Consider the following 13,639-nt stretch of genomic DNA (forward strand, 5'->3'; position numbering starts at 1 on the left):
GAGATTTTTATACATGACCCGTATTGCCGTACCGCTGCTTGCAGTCTGCATCATGACTGCCCCCGCGTATGCCGGGTCTTTCAGCTTCAACAGGGCCGGTGCGGAAAAAATGGTGCGCGACTGCGCGGAGGAAGGCGTTACCCTTCCCATGGATGTCGCCAACGCCATCGTAGCGGCGCGTGAGACAAAACGCTTCACCACCTCGGGCGACCTTACCGGCATCCCCGGCATGACGGAAGAGCTCATCAAGGAACTCGACCCCATCGAGGAAGAAAACGACCTCGTTTTCAACCCCAATGCGCTGCCCGGCATGAGATCGTACTAACAGCATCGCATTCTCTTGCAACAATGCTGCTGTGCGACAGACTGCACAGCAACGTTCTCTGTGCGGTTGTTTTTTCATCGTTTATCAAATCAACATGAAAAAATACAACAGGCACATTTTTTGCATAGCATCTCCGTATGTATTTCATATGCGGCACAGCTTATTTACTTCATCCACACATCAACTAAGGAGTAGTGTATGAACTTCCTGAAGGCTACCTGCACGGCATGTGGACTCGCAGCTCTGCTTCTGGCTTCTTCTGCCGACGCCAGACCGACCGTCTATCCTACCGGCACCACGATCTTCAACCCTGAAAAGGCCATGAGTAATGTATTTATCATGGCTGTCCACAACGACAGAGTGACGATTATGGACCGCAACGGCAACGAGTATCACAGTTGGAAGGTTCCCGCCAACTGGCAAAATCTCCGTGCACGTCTGGATAAAAGCGGCAACCTCCTTCTTGCCGGTACCGTCATGGATATGAGCTCCACCGCAGCGCTGACCGAAGAACATCCCTCTTATATAGTAGAATTCAGCTGGGACGGTAAAGAAAACTGGCGTCATGCCGTGCCCAAGGGACTGGACTGGCACAACGACGTGACCAAGCTGAAAAACGGCAACATCGTCTACACCGCCTATTCCGTCATTCCTGAAGAATATCAGAAAAAAATCAAAGACGTGGAACTGCCTTGGGGAACCTTCAAGCGTAGCGGCGTAAACATGCGCGGCGACGTTCTGCTTGAAGTCAATCCCAAAACGGATAAAATTGTCTGGCGTTGGAATACATGGGAACACCTTGACCTGAACAAGTTCTCCCCCGTGTGCCCCAACTCCGACTGGACTCATATGAACAGTATTCAGGAGCTGCCGGAAAACAAATGGTATGACGGCGGCGACAAGCGCTTCAAGCCCGGCAACCTTCTCGTGAACCCCCGCAACCTCGATGAATTCTACATCATTGACAAGGAAACCGGAAAGGTGGTCTGGGCGGGCAACCACTCCTACAAGACCGGTCTTGCTCATTGCCATGAACCTCAGATGATTGAAAAGGGTCTGCCCGGTGAAGGCAACATCATCTTCTTCGACAACGGCCTCTTTGCCAAGACCAGAGACCGTGTGGGCCTGACGCTGCTCGGCGAACTCAACCCCGTCACCGGCGAGCTGGAATGGCAGTATGAAAGCAAGGGCTATTCCAACATGCACTTCTTCAGCAAGACCATGGGCTCCGAATCCCGTCTGCCCAACGGCAACACCTTCATTTCCGAAGACAACACCGGCCGTCTGTTTGAAGTTACCCGTGATGTGAAGAATCCTGAAGGCGGCGAAATCGTCTGGGAATACATGATGCCTACCTACTCTCAGCGCAGCCGCATCTATCTTGACGACTACTGCCCGCAGTTCAAGCAGATCAAGCGTGTGACCAAGCCCTTCGCCGTGGTTCCTCCCAAGAATGAAGACTTCCACATCGCTCCCACCATCCAGAAATAACTGACAAGCGGGGCGGAACCGTGTTCCGCCCCGCACCAAGGACAAGTAGTATGAAACTGATTGCTGCCATCAAAACTTTTGTATTGTTTCTCGCCGTGTGTTCCATGGTTACCCCGGCCCTTGCCGAGGAAAATGAGGATATCACGGCCTATGTCGTCGCTTCCGATACCGTGTTCAACAGCCTCACCGGTATGAAAAGCTACTGTGAAAACGAAGGCGTACCATTCGTTCAGATCAAGGATAAAAAACAGCTCAAGGACGTGGAGAAATGCCTCGTCATAGGCAATCCTTCCGAAGAATCTCTGGCCGGCGATATCATTCGTGCCTGCCTGAACGAAAAGGAAATGAAGGATGCCAACACCATGGGCAAAGGCGTACTGGCTGAAAAAAACTATGAAGGGAAGCAGGTGCTTGTCTTTGCTACGGCATACAGCATCAACACCTTCGTCAAAAGTCACGCCGACGAATGGAAGGATGTCTTTGAAGCCTGGTATTATATCGCCCGTTCCATAACAAGCATTATCGGCTACTGAACAAAAAATCAGAACTGCTTATTTCATACACATTCGTTATGAAAAAAGGCCTGCATGAAATCTCGTCATGCAGGCCTTTTGATGTTTCACATTATCTACCGAAATCGGTCTGCAGAAGGGCAGGAAAAACGCTGTGCTCTATCCCTTCCTTTCCATAAGTCCGAACTGTTCAAGCTTGTCGTAAAGCGTTCTTCGGCCTATGCCCAGAAGTTCGGCCGCCTGCGTCTTATTTCCGTTGCACAGGGAAAGAGCCTGCTGAAGGGCCTGCACTTCCGCATTGCGTACCGCATCGGAAAGGGAAAGGGGCGTTTCCGGAGCTTCCTGCCCGGAGGCGGACGAAGAAACAAGAGGGGCGCCGTCCGTAAGCATACCCAGGGATTCGGGCATGAGCCTGTCGCCTTCCGTCAGCAGAAAGGCGCGCTCCAGCACGTTTTCCAGTTCGCGTATGTTCCCCTTCCACGGCTGACTGTAGAGAATGTTCATGGCCGCCGGGCTTATCTGCGTTACATTGCGGCCGTAGCGCTCGTTGAAACGGTTGATGAAGAAGCCGATGAGCGCGGCCAGATCCTCCCGGCGTTCGCGCAGCGGCGGAAGATACAGGGGAATGACGGAAAGACGGTAGAAAAGATCCTCGCGGAAGCGCCCCGTCTTCACATCCTCTTCCAGCCTGCGGTGTGTGGCGGCAATGAAGCGCACGTTGATGCTCACGCTTCTGTTGCTGCCTACGGGGCGAATCTCATGTTCCTGAATGGCGCGCAGAAGTTTGGCCTGCGTGGAGGGCGAAAGCTCGCCTATCTCGTCCAGAAACACCGTGCCTCCCTGAGCTTCCTCCAGAAGGCCGCGCCTGCTGTTCACCGCACCGGTGAAGGCCCCCTTCACATGCCCGAAAAGCTCGCTTTCCAGAAGCGATTCGGGAAGCGCCGCACAGTCGATGGTGAGAAAGGGCATATTCCGAAAGGCGCTTGCACGGTGTATGTATTCCGCCAGCCTGCTCTTGCCCGTACCCGTTTCCCCGGTGATGAGGATGGGCACGCTGGTGCTCGCCACCTTGCGGATGATTTCCAGCATCTGCTTCATGGCAGGACTGTTGTACACCAGAGAAACCGGCCCCTGCTCCTCGCGGGGGCGTTCCTGAAGCTGGCTGTGCAGGCGGGCGTGTTCCGCCGCACGCTGCACGAGGGCGGCAAGCTCCGCATTGTTCACGGGCTTGGTCAGATAGCTGTAGGCACCGAGCTGCACGGCCTCCACCGCACTTTCAATGGTGCCCACGCCCGTCATCATGATGAAGGGCAGGCGGGAATTCATGGCGCGAACGCGCCGGAGCACCTCCAGCCCGCTCATGCCGGGCATGGAAAGATCGCACACCACCACGTCGATACCGCCTGCGGCGATGCGCGAAAGCGCCCTTTCCCCGGAAAGAACGGTTTCCGTTCTCCAGCCCTTGCGGGAAAAAAGAAGGGCAAGAATCTCATGCCATTCCGGGTCGTCATCCACCACCAGAATCTGATATCCGCTCTGTTTCTTTTCGCTCATATCCTTACCTTGAGGCCGTTTTAGCGCTGTCATAGTAACGGCAAGACGTGCCCTCGTAAAGAAAAACCCCTGCCGGTACGGCTCTGCGCGGGGAAGGGCACAGTGTGCAGCGCGCCGTACATTCCCGCCCGTGCGCGCGGCGCGGCCCATATCGCCGTTACATCATAACACATTGTCATCATTCATAATAATGAATTTGGAATGATTCATGCATATCTCTTGTGCGGCGGCCTTTCCCCGTTTCCTTCGGCGCACATGAAGGCGGGGAAAGACGCCTCCCGCCAGACACTTCAAACCACAAGGAAGTTTTGATGAGCAAACTTCTCGTTTCCGGCGTCGCCGCCGCCCTTGTATGCCTTCTCGTTTCCGGCGCGCCGGCCTCGGAAAGTCCGCACGGCCTGGCCCCGGCGGGCGACATGCCCTTCATTCCCGACCTTGGCGGCCTGCGGCACAAGGCCTTCAAAAACCAGTACGGTCAGCAGCGCAACCTTTCCGAAGCCGTGCTCGTGCGGCAAAGCTCCGTCAAGGACGGCAAGGCCCTCGTTCCTGCGGGCGGGCTCTGCTACATTTCGGAAACGGAACAGGATGCGGCGCCCTTCAGGCGCGATCCGTTCCTTGTTCTCGGGGAACACGCCTATCTGGTGGACAGCAAGGCAGGCGTGCGTACCGTGCGCGACATCTCGCTGAAAAAGGGCCAGAAGGTCACGGTGGACGATGCAGGCTACCGCCTGTGGTTCGACTACGCCACCGACCACTATGACCTGCCCTATATTCAGATGGCGCTCATCGCCCCTTCGGGCCACTGGCCCATGGAATTCTCCGTCTCCTCCAAATTCCCGGCCATCAGGGATCTGCCCGACCGCAGCCACATGGAAGGCGACGTGGAGCAGCTTGACGAATTCTTCCTCGACCCCGTGTTCGAATACGGAGCCAGCCGCTTCGAGGTGAAGGATCATGACTTTGAAATGGCGCATTTCGCCGCCCTTTCCTACCCCGTCATCGAAGAAGCCACCTTCTCCCTTTCCCGCCCGGTGGTGCTCGACCTCAGGCAGGAGGAGTACCGCCTCTACGGTACGAAACGCATTTACGCCTTCCGCGAGAACGCAGGCTTCCGCGTGCGCGTGACCGACCTTTCCGGCGACAGGGTGCTGGCGGAAAAGCTGGTGCGTCCCGTAAGCTCCCAGGGCTACAAGGACAGGGATGAGGAAAAAGACGCCTACAGCCTTACCGTGCCCGGCGAGGACATGCGCATTGAAATAGCCGTGCAGCCGGAATACCTGCGTCATTCCGACTTCATGCCCTGGTCCACGGACGTGCCCCACGACTGGCATGACGGCATGTTGAGCCTCGTCGTCTACCGCGACCTCGTCACCGTGAAAAACGGCGAAGCCTGGCCTCTGGACGACCGCTACACCGTGGGTCTTGAGGCGAATCTTCTCACCGGCAAACTTCAGCGTCTTACCCTGGAAAACGCCGAGGCCTTCACTCTCGACAGCGGCAACGACAGCTTCGACGGCCCGGTGAAGTATTCCGATATCTGGAACCGCCCGGCCTTCCGCCTGGTGGCCGACGACATCAGAGACGGCAGGGTCTTCAGCTACTATGTGCGCGACGCCTTCTTCCAGCGCACGGACAACCTTGCCTTCACGGACAAGGGCCGCAGGAATATCGACTGCTTCATCGGCCGCACGCCGACCTTCATTTCCATTCTGGAAGACAGCTTCCTCACCCGCCTCGCCACGCCGAAATTCGGTACCGAAGTACAGGGTTCGCACTTCACGTCCTTCCCCTCCGTCATGCCCGACATGGCCTTCCACGCGCCCGATCCCACGGCGCCCTTCGGCGGACTCATGCGCGGCTTCGGCCGCGAACAGGTGACCAACCGCCGCGGCGAGAGACTCACCTCCTCCGAAGGCCTCGTCATACGCGGCAGCTATGTGGACTGGAAGAACAACCGCATCGTGATTCCGCCCTCCGGCCTCTTCTACACCTCGCGCAACGCCCGCAACGTGCGCGCGCTGAACGGAGAAACCTTCTACATGCTGGGCCGACGCGCCTATATCGCCACCTTTGAATCCACCACCTTCACGCGGCGCAACTTCGACATCGACTTCTGGCGCGTACAGCCCGATGCCAGCCTGCACCCCGTCTACTGGCAGGATCAGCCCCTTGGCGTAAACAACAAGGTGCTGCGTTTCACGGAAAAGCACCTGCTCGACGACAGGCCCATGGCGCAGATCAACGTGGTGAAGTATTCGGGCAACAACTTCGGCGCGCCCTTCGAACTGGCCCAGGGACTCAGCCGCGAACAGGGCGACCGCTACTACCTGCACGACCGCTTCGCGGAAGGCGCGACCTGGATCGAGCCGGAATTCGTGGGCGAGGACTATGTGCGCGTGAAGAGCTTCGGCACCCCGGCCATACAGAGCGTGGAATACACCTATCAGAAGCCCGTGCGCGTGCTGCTCGCCCCCGGCGAGGAAAAGGCCCTCGGCAAACATCACACCCTGAAGCTTGTCGCCCTGGACGAAGCGGCCGGTACCAGCGAGGTGGAAATCCGCAGAAACGACGGCTCCCTCGTACAGACGAAGGTGCTCGGCCCGCTCAATGCCGAAACGCGCGCCTTCCTGCCCCAGCATCAGCGCGTGGTGAATTCCCTGCAGTTCCCCTTCGATGAAGGGAAAAACAGGGTGCTCGCGGAAGTGGACGTGAAAACGCCCTTTGAAAAGGGCAAAGCCGCCTTCTACACCTATGTGGACCTGAAAAAACTCGAAAGCGACACTCCCTTCGAGGGCGATCCCCGCTTCATGGTACGGCCGGACGTGTGCGGCCACTGTTACCAGCTCAACGAAGTGCTGCTCGACAATCCCGAACCCATCATTCTCGACAGGGAGCATCCCCGCTTCGACGGCCCGCTTACCGCCGACGGCAAGCCGCAGTTCAGCATCGTCATCGACAGCTTCGACGGGGAAATGATCCATGCCTGGCACATCGAAACCAATTACCGCAAGCGCGTGTTCAAAAGCGCCAATCTGGCCTTCCAGCCGCGCAACAACGTCGACGTGCTCATGGGCGTGAACGGTACCATCGAAGGTTTTCTGCGCGCCTCGCTCATGGAGCGTTCCGCCTGGCAGGAATACTGGCGCACCGGCGCCCATCCCCACCCCGAACGCGGGCTCGACGCATGGCTGAGCCGCAAGTTCCAATAGGCAGGTAAATACCATGAACGTATCCTACGAAGAACGCCGCCGCTCCTTCCTGAGCTGCCTCTACGGCATGAGCGAAGTCCTGCCCGGTCTGCTGGCCATGTTCTTCATCGCGCTGTTTTCCAACAACCTCGCGGGAAGCCCCAATCCCTTCACCCTGGAAAACCTGTTTCACTGGCTCGACAACGTGATCGGCCCGGTGAACCACCAGCCTCTTTTCCAGATACTCAACTCCAACTTCGTGTGGAATCCCTTCCTTCTGGGACTTGTCATCGGCAACGTGTTCGGCGTGCCGGACTGCTGGAAGCGCGGGCTTTCCTACATTCACATACTCATGCCCCTCGGCATCATCATGCTGGCGCCGCATTTCGTTTTCAGCCATGCGGAAAAGGCGGGACTGCCCCTTATTCTCTTCGCCTTCGCCATCATGATTCTCACCTCCGCCCTCACGCTGGCGCTCGGCAGGCTCCTTTCCATGGACGACCGCCACTATTCCACCATCGCAGGCGCGCTCTCCACGGGCGACCCCCATGTGGTGGCCATACTCATGCCCATGCTGAAGTCCAAGGGCGGGCAGGTCATCAACGCCCTCTCCTGCATCCTGCTCTTCGGGCTTGTCGCCTCCTTCCTGCTGCCGGTACTGGGCCGTGCCTTCAACATGGACGATGAGGCCTTCGCCGTACTTTCCGTGTTCGGCATCGGCAACACGGGGCAGATGTTCAACGCGGCCTTCGGCTACAGCTACGAGGCCGGGCACTGGGCGCACTATGTGGAACCCGTGCGCCACGCCCTCATGCCCGCAGGTTTTCTGTTCGTGTTCCTCGTCATGTTCCTGCGTGCCCGCATCCGGCGCAACGATGAGAACGTGCACGCCACGCGCGCCCACAGGTCGTTCCCGCTTTTCATTGCGGTGTTCATCGCGGTCTGGATCGCCGTACAGTTCCATGTGGTGAAGGAACCCGCACACCTTGCGATATTCGAACTTGTGAAGTGGGACTTCTCCCTTGCGGCCGCCGCGCTGGGACTTTCGCTTCCCCTGCGGGAAATCGCTCAGTGGGGACTGAAGGGACTTATCCTCACCTTCGCCTCGGGCATATTCCGCATCGTCCTTCTTGCCGCCTGTCTGCTCGCGGCGGCAAAGTTCCACTTCCCGCTCATCTGAGGAAAACGCCATGAAACATTCCCACACCACCGACGCGGAAGGCTTCGACTATATGGACAACACCGGACAGGAGGAACACGACCGCGACATGGTGGGCATTCTCCTTGCCGTTGCGTTCCTTCTTCTTGCGGTGCTCTTCCAGAGCACGGGCCTGCTGTAAAAGCCCCGCCCCCCGTTTCCTGACGGAGCACTCACCGCGTCAGGAACTCCGAAACGCCCGGCCGGGGTACCAGACCCGGCCGGAACCGAAACATCGCCCCGGCCGCGGCTGCGGCCGGATTCCCGAGGAACCGTTATGACAGGCATCACGTTCTACCTTCAGATACTGTTCGCCCTGCTGCTCTTCCAGGCTGTGGCGGCGGCCCTTTACCTGGGCGTATTCCGCGCCGGACGCAAAGGGTACGGCACAGGAGGCAGGTATCTCCGCCTTGCCGCGTCCTCCCTGCTTTCCTTCGTCGTCTGCTTTTTCCTGTATTCCTGGTCCTACCTCAGCTGGTAGTCCCCTCTCCGCAAACCCGCTCATTTCCGAAAAGCGGCCCGGAAACGCCGTGCCCGCGCCTTTTTCGGAAGGCAAAACGTTCCCAAGGAGCCTTGTATGAAACACTTTACCGCTTCCGCCCTTGCCCTGGCCCTCATGCTCAGCCTCGCCCCCGCCGCCTTTGCCGAAGAAGAAGGCGTCAACGTAAACACCGCCACGCAGGAGGAACTTGCCTCCGTTCCCGGCCTGAACGCCGACATGGCCAAAGCCATTGTTTCCTACCGTGAGGAAATGGGCGACTTCATGTCCATCGACGAGCTTTCCGACGTGCCCGGCATGGACAGACAGGCCCTGGAACAGGCCAAGCAGTCGCTGCGCGTGGACGCCGTTTCCGGCGCGGAATGCAACTGCTGATACGTTCCCCCTTCTCATGAAAAAAGGCGTCCGGATGTCCGGTCGCCTTTTTCATGACTTCTACGGGAAAGGCCGGGCTTACGCCTGCACGGGCGAAGCCTTGAGCGAATGCTTAAGGGCCTTTTCCATCTTCACATCCACAAATTCTCCGGGTCGGCCCTGCCCTTCGGGCAGGCTCACATTCACCATGTCGCCCCAGGCGTCGCGCCCCTGCCATTCGTTGTTGCCCTCTGCGCTTCTCTGGCTCGGCGCTTCCAGAAGCACGTCGGTCACAAGGCCCACGCGGCTTTGCAGCCATGCTTCCGCACGGTCGTTCTGCAGGCTCTGGAGCCTCTCCAGCCTTTCCAGCTGCACCTCATGGGGAATCTTGAACGGCATGGCCGAAGCGCGCGTACCCGGCCTGTCGGAATAGCAGAAGGAAAAGCTGGACATGAAGCCGCAGCTGTCCACGGCCTTCAGAGTATCCTCGAATTCCTCCTCCGTTTCCGAAGGGAAGCCCACGATGAGGTCGGTGGAAAGGGCGATGTCCGGCCGCGCCTTCCTGAGCGCCTCCACCACGGAAAGATAGCGTTCCATGGTATAGCCGCGCCCCATTTTTCTGAGCATGGAATCGGAACCGGACTGCAGGGGCAGGTGCAGACGCGGGCAGAGCTGCGGAAGCTCCGCGAACATGTCGATGGTTTCCTGCGAGAAATCGCGCGGATGGGCGGAAACGAAACGTATGCGCCGAAGGCCCGGAATGGCCGCCACCTGACGCATAAGTTCGGGGAAGGAAGTGCCGTCGCCGCTCTTATCCTTGCCGAAGACGTTGACGTTCTGCCCGAGCAGGGTGATATCCCCCGCGCCGCGGGACACCCAGGCGCGGCATTCATCGAGCACGGCTTTGGTGGAGCGGGATTTGCGCGGCCCGCGGGTATAGGGCACGATGCAGTAGGCGCAGAAATTGTCGCATCCCTGCATGATGTTCACATAGGCCACGGGCGTGACGCCGCCTTTTGCCGTTTCGCCTTCAAGGCAGGGATCGCGGTCGGGAAAGACGTCGGTGAAATCAAGGAAGGAAAGGCGCAGCTTCGGCTCGTGCAGAAGGCGCACGAAGGCTTCGGGAATGGAGGAAACGCCGTCGCTCCCCGCCACCAGGCGCACCTGCGGGTGGCGGCGCATGAGCTCTTCGCCGAGCTGCTGAGCCACGCAGCCCGCCACCCCCACCACGGCGCGGGGGTTGGCCTGCCGCACGCGCCCGAGGGCGCTGTACACCTTCTGTTCCGGCTTCTCGCGTACGGAACAGGTATTGAGAAGCACCACGTCGGCCTCTTCCAGGGGCTTTTCCTCAAAGCCGAGGCGCATGAGCGCTCTTTCGACCCACTGAGAATCGTTGACGTTCATCTGACAGCCGAAGGTGATGCAGTGAAATCCGGGCTTGCCCATCGTGTCTCCTGAAAAAATATCCGCTCGCCGGAGCGTTGGTGTCTTGGGAAGATATGAGGCCGTTGAGAGCTTTTTTACCCCGCGGTCGAAATGCGCCCCGCTACATGCCGAAGAAGCGACGCGTGTTTTTCCCGGTCAGCGTCCAGAGTTCTTCCGTGCTCATGCCAAGTTCTCCGGCAAGGCATTCCGCCGTGAACACGGTAAGCGCCGGTTCGTTGGTTTTGCCCCGCCACGGCTGAGGCGCAAGGTAGGGGCAGTCCGTTTCAAGGTGCAGCCTGTCCAGAGGTACCTCATGCAGCGCCTCGCGCACGAAGGCATTGGCCTTGAAGGTGGACGCGCCGCCGAAGGCGATATGCCAGCCGCGTTCCACGATCTGCCGCGCCCGTGCCGCGTCGCCGCCGAAGCAGTGCCACAGAATCGGGCGGCCCTGCATGTTCTCCTCGTCGAGTATGGCGAACGTCTCGTCCCAGGCGTCGCGGGAATGAATGACGACGGGCTTGTCCAGCTCCTTCGCCAGTCTGAGCTGGCGGCGGAACCACGGCACCTGCAATGAGGAGGGAGAGTAGCCTTCCTCATAATGATTATCCAGCCCTATCTCACCCACGGCCCGGATGAGCGGATCGTTCCTCACAGCCTCTGCGAGGTGTTCCCATTCCTCCTCGCCCGCACGACGCACGTCTTCCGGGTGCAGGCCGCGGGCAAAGCAGATGGCCGGGGCCTGGGGAAGAGCTGCGGCCGCTTGGAGAAGAGTATCGCGGTTGGCCGCATAGCGTTCATGCAGCAGAAACATGTGTACGATGAGGGATACGCCGGAAGAAGCGGCGCGCTCCAGCATGCCGGAAAGGTCGGGCAGGAGGCGTTCGTCGTCAAGATGGGCGTGGCTGTCCGCGCCGGTGAAGGGAAGGCCCAGGCTCTGAGGCAGGGGCCGCTGCTTGGAAGAAGACATGATTCATTCCTGATTGCGCGCCGCAAGCTTCTGCTCCACGTCGCGCCATACAACTTCGGGGTCGATACGCTTCATACAGTCAAAATGCCCCTTCGGGCAGGCCTTGTGGCCGTGCAGGCCGCAGGGGCGGCAGGGAAGCTCCACTTCCAGCACGCTGCTTTCTGCGCCTCGCGGCGCAAAGCCCAGCGCGCGCACCGTGGGGCCGAACAGTGCCGTCACCGGCGTGCCCTGCGCCCAGGCAAGGTGCATGGGGCCGGAATCGTTGGTGACGTAATCGTCGAGCATACCCAGCACGGCGGCCAGGGAAGGAAGCGAGGTTCTGCCGGAAAGATCGAGAAAATGCGCTTCCTTTCCGCTCAGTCCGGCAAGGGTACGCACATGTTCCGCCGTTTCCTCCTCGCCGGGGCCGGCAAGAAGCACGGCGTTGATTCCGCTCTCCAGCGCACGGCGCAGAATAAAGGCAAAGCCTTCCGGCGTCCAGCGCTTGGTGGGCCATACCGAGCCGGGGTGCAGGCCTATGGTCGGCCCTTCGGGCAGGGAGGCAAGCAGTTCACGGGCATCCTCCCGGGCGCGGGCGGGCAGCACGAGCTTCGGCCAGTGCAGAGACTCATCCTCCAGCAGGGAGGAAGGCACGCCGAGCGCTCCGGCAAGCAGCAGAAGGCGCTCTATTTCCTGAAGTTCATGAAATCTGCGGCCGACGCTCTTCGTGAAGACCAGCCCGGAGAGGCAGGCTTCGCGGTAGCCCACGCGTACGGGCGCGCGGGAGGCCCATGCCATGAAGGAACTGCGCAGGCTGAGGTGGGCGTCCACCCAGATATCGTACTTCCGCTCCGCCACGGCCCTGCCCTGACGCAGCACGGCGGCAATCCCCCTGTCCTTTCCGCGTTTGTCGCAGGCATGGACGCGGGCTATTTCGGGCTGCTCCTCATACAGGGCGGCAAGTCCGCCGCGCACATAGAAATCCACCTCCGCTTCGGGCCACGCGGCCTTGAGCGTGCGTATGAGCGGCAGGGTAAGAACGGAATCTCCCAGAAACGCGGTATTCCAGACGGCGATACGCATGGGAACCTCAGCAGATGCGGGGCAGCTGCGCCCCTTCGAGCATGGAAAGAAGGCGCGTCCCTCCCATGAGGGTGCGAAGTTCCACCCGGGGCTTTTCCGCCTCCGTCACCTCGCCCACCACGGCGGCCTCGGCTCCGAACCGGCACCCGCGCATGACGGCAAGCGCCGCCTCCGCCTTTTCGCGGGGAAGAATGCAGATGAGCTTGCCCTCGTTGGCAAGATACAAGGGGTCCATCCCCAGAATATCGCAGCCTGCGCGCACGTTGTCGTGCACGGGCACGGCCGCTTCGTCCACCGTGATGCCCACGCCGGACTGCTCGGCTATTTCGTTCAGCGTGGTGGCAAGGCCGCCGCGCGTGGGATCGCGCAGCACATGAATATCCCCCACTTCGAGGATAAGGCGCTCCACCATGCGGTTCAGGGGGGCGCTGTCGCTCTTCACGTCGCTCACAAAGGAAAGGCGGCCCGCCATGACGGCAAGCCCGTGATCGCCCATGGAGCCGCTTACCAGCACGGCGTCGCCCGGCCTGGCGGCGTGACCCGAAGGCGCGGCTCCGGGAATGATTTCCCCCACGCCCGCCGTGGTGATGAACAGAGAATCGCACGCCCCGCGGGGAACCACCTTGGTATCGCCCGTGACTATCTGCACCCCCGCTTCACGCGCGGCAAGGGCCATGTCGGTCACGGCCCTTTCCAGCACCTCAAGTTCCAGGCCTTCTTCCAGAATGAAGGCGCAGGAAAGATACCTCGGCCGTGCGCCCATCATGGCCACGTCGTTCACCGTGCCGTGTACGGCAAGCGTACCGATGCTGCCGCCGGGAAAGAACAGCGGCGTCACGGTGTAGCCGTCGGTGCTCATGGCCACGGGGCCGGAAATCTCCAGCCTTGCGGCGTCGTCCATGCGGCGCAGGATGCCGTTGTCGAAATGCCTGAGAAAAACGTCGGCAATGAGCCGTTGCGACGCCCTGCCGCCGCTGCCGCTGTCGAGAAGAATCTTCATGTCTGGCCCTGGGAAAAAAATGATGGCGGCATCCTGCCGCGGCCCGCCCTTGTTCAGGCGGCGG

13 protein-coding genes are annotated in these 13,639 nt (G+C 60.0%); 8 read left to right on the forward strand and 5 right to left on the reverse strand.

Annotation, left to right across the window (positions count from 1 at the left end):
- Positions 1-13 precede the first annotated feature (13 nt).
- The 3 genes from CZ345_RS13185 (at position 14) to CZ345_RS13195 (ending at position 2,349) form a co-directional block, all read left to right on the forward strand.
- Positions 14-325: a hypothetical protein gene (locus CZ345_RS13185; RefSeq protein ID WP_077073559.1), complete on the forward strand. Its 312-nt coding sequence runs from the start codon at positions 14-16 to the stop codon at positions 323-325.
- Positions 326-523: 198 nt separating this feature from the next.
- On the forward strand, positions 524-1,816 hold the full coding sequence (locus tag CZ345_RS13190) for an arylsulfotransferase family protein (RefSeq protein WP_077073560.1): 1,293 nt from the start codon (positions 524-526) through the stop codon (positions 1,814-1,816).
- A gap of 50 nt (positions 1,817-1,866) precedes the next feature.
- Complete coding sequence (locus CZ345_RS13195) at positions 1,867-2,349, forward strand: hypothetical protein (RefSeq protein ID WP_077073561.1); 483 nt, start codon at positions 1,867-1,869, stop codon at positions 2,347-2,349.
- A 138-nt stretch (positions 2,350-2,487) separates the two neighbouring features.
- Here the strand turns inward: CZ345_RS13195 and CZ345_RS13200 are convergent, their stop codons facing one another.
- Complete coding sequence (locus CZ345_RS13200; protein WP_077073562.1) at positions 2,488-3,882, reverse strand: sigma-54-dependent transcriptional regulator; 1,395 nt, start codon at positions 3,880-3,882, stop codon at positions 2,488-2,490.
- Between the two features lie 311 nt (positions 3,883-4,193).
- Between CZ345_RS13200 and CZ345_RS13205 the strand changes: the two genes are divergently transcribed.
- From CZ345_RS13205 to CZ345_RS13220, 5 genes are all read left to right on the forward strand, one after another.
- Positions 4,194-7,091, forward strand: a complete 2,898-nt coding sequence (locus tag CZ345_RS13205) for a hypothetical protein (RefSeq protein ID WP_077073563.1) — start codon at positions 4,194-4,196, stop codon at positions 7,089-7,091.
- Positions 7,092-7,104: 13 nt separating this feature from the next.
- The gene (locus CZ345_RS13210) at positions 7,105-8,250 is read left to right on the forward strand and encodes a putative sulfate exporter family transporter (protein ID WP_077073564.1); all 1,146 of its coding nucleotides are present in this window, start codon (positions 7,105-7,107) and stop codon (positions 8,248-8,250) included.
- 10 nt (positions 8,251-8,260) lie between these two features.
- On the forward strand, positions 8,261-8,410 hold the full coding sequence (locus tag CZ345_RS17225; RefSeq protein WP_204224303.1) for a hypothetical protein: 150 nt from the start codon (positions 8,261-8,263) through the stop codon (positions 8,408-8,410).
- A 135-nt stretch (positions 8,411-8,545) separates the two neighbouring features.
- Complete coding sequence (locus tag CZ345_RS13215) at positions 8,546-8,749, forward strand: hypothetical protein (RefSeq protein WP_077073565.1); 204 nt, start codon at positions 8,546-8,548, stop codon at positions 8,747-8,749.
- A 96-nt stretch (positions 8,750-8,845) separates the two neighbouring features.
- Complete coding sequence (locus CZ345_RS13220; protein ID WP_077073566.1) at positions 8,846-9,142, forward strand: helix-hairpin-helix domain-containing protein; 297 nt, start codon at positions 8,846-8,848, stop codon at positions 9,140-9,142.
- Positions 9,143-9,220: 78 nt separating this feature from the next.
- Here the strand turns inward: CZ345_RS13220 and miaB are convergent, their stop codons facing one another.
- The 4 genes from miaB to hypE form a co-directional block, all read right to left on the reverse strand.
- Positions 9,221-10,567 carry a tRNA (N6-isopentenyl adenosine(37)-C2)-methylthiotransferase MiaB gene (gene miaB / locus CZ345_RS13225; RefSeq protein WP_077073567.1) on the reverse strand — a complete coding sequence of 449 codons (1,347 nt, stop codon included), beginning with the start codon at positions 10,565-10,567 and terminating at the stop codon, positions 9,221-9,223.
- Positions 10,568-10,667: 100 nt separating this feature from the next.
- A complete protein-coding gene (locus tag CZ345_RS13230; RefSeq protein WP_077073568.1) occupies positions 10,668-11,513 on the reverse strand; it encodes a TatD family hydrolase in 846 nt (281 codons plus the stop codon).
- A 3-nt stretch (positions 11,514-11,516) separates the two neighbouring features.
- Positions 11,517-12,575 carry a glycosyltransferase family 9 protein gene (locus CZ345_RS13235; RefSeq protein WP_077073569.1) on the reverse strand — a complete coding sequence of 353 codons (1,059 nt, stop codon included), beginning with the start codon at positions 12,573-12,575 and terminating at the stop codon, positions 11,517-11,519.
- A gap of 7 nt (positions 12,576-12,582) precedes the next feature.
- A complete protein-coding gene (gene hypE / locus CZ345_RS13240) occupies positions 12,583-13,575 on the reverse strand; it encodes a hydrogenase expression/formation protein HypE (RefSeq protein WP_077073570.1) in 993 nt (330 codons plus the stop codon).
- Between the last annotated feature and the right edge of the window lie 64 nt (positions 13,576-13,639).

The organism is Mailhella massiliensis, from assembly GCF_900155525.1.
In the GTDB taxonomy this organism is placed as follows: domain Bacteria; phylum Desulfobacterota; class Desulfovibrionia; order Desulfovibrionales; family Desulfovibrionaceae; genus Mailhella; species Mailhella massiliensis.

Excerpts from the sequence above, each read along its gene's own strand:
- CZ345_RS13185 (WP_077073559.1), top strand. The coding sequence starts at position 14 with ATGACCCGTATTGCCGTACCGCTGCTTGCAGTCTGCATCATGACTGCC.
- CZ345_RS13190 (WP_077073560.1), top strand. The coding sequence starts at position 524 with ATGAACTTCCTGAAGGCTACCTGCACGGCATGTGGACTCGCAGCTCTG.
- CZ345_RS13195 (WP_077073561.1), top strand. The coding sequence starts at position 1,867 with ATGAAACTGATTGCTGCCATCAAAACTTTTGTATTGTTTCTCGCCGTG.
- CZ345_RS13200 (WP_077073562.1), bottom strand. The coding sequence starts at position 3,882 with ATGAGCGAAAAGAAACAGAGCGGATATCAGATTCTGGTGGTGGATGAC.
- CZ345_RS13205 (WP_077073563.1), top strand. The coding sequence starts at position 4,194 with ATGAGCAAACTTCTCGTTTCCGGCGTCGCCGCCGCCCTTGTATGCCTT.
- CZ345_RS13210 (WP_077073564.1), top strand. The coding sequence starts at position 7,105 with ATGAACGTATCCTACGAAGAACGCCGCCGCTCCTTCCTGAGCTGCCTC.
- CZ345_RS17225 (WP_204224303.1), top strand. The coding sequence starts at position 8,261 with ATGAAACATTCCCACACCACCGACGCGGAAGGCTTCGACTATATGGAC.
- CZ345_RS13215 (WP_077073565.1), top strand. The coding sequence starts at position 8,546 with ATGACAGGCATCACGTTCTACCTTCAGATACTGTTCGCCCTGCTGCTC.
- CZ345_RS13220 (WP_077073566.1), top strand. The coding sequence starts at position 8,846 with ATGAAACACTTTACCGCTTCCGCCCTTGCCCTGGCCCTCATGCTCAGC.
- miaB (WP_077073567.1), bottom strand. The coding sequence starts at position 10,567 with ATGGGCAAGCCCGGATTTCACTGCATCACCTTCGGCTGTCAGATGAAC.
- CZ345_RS13230 (WP_077073568.1), bottom strand. The coding sequence starts at position 11,513 with ATGTCTTCTTCCAAGCAGCGGCCCCTGCCTCAGAGCCTGGGCCTTCCC.
- CZ345_RS13235 (WP_077073569.1), bottom strand. The coding sequence starts at position 12,575 with ATGCGTATCGCCGTCTGGAATACCGCGTTTCTGGGAGATTCCGTTCTT.
- hypE (WP_077073570.1), bottom strand. The coding sequence starts at position 13,575 with ATGAAGATTCTTCTCGACAGCGGCAGCGGCGGCAGGGCGTCGCAACGG.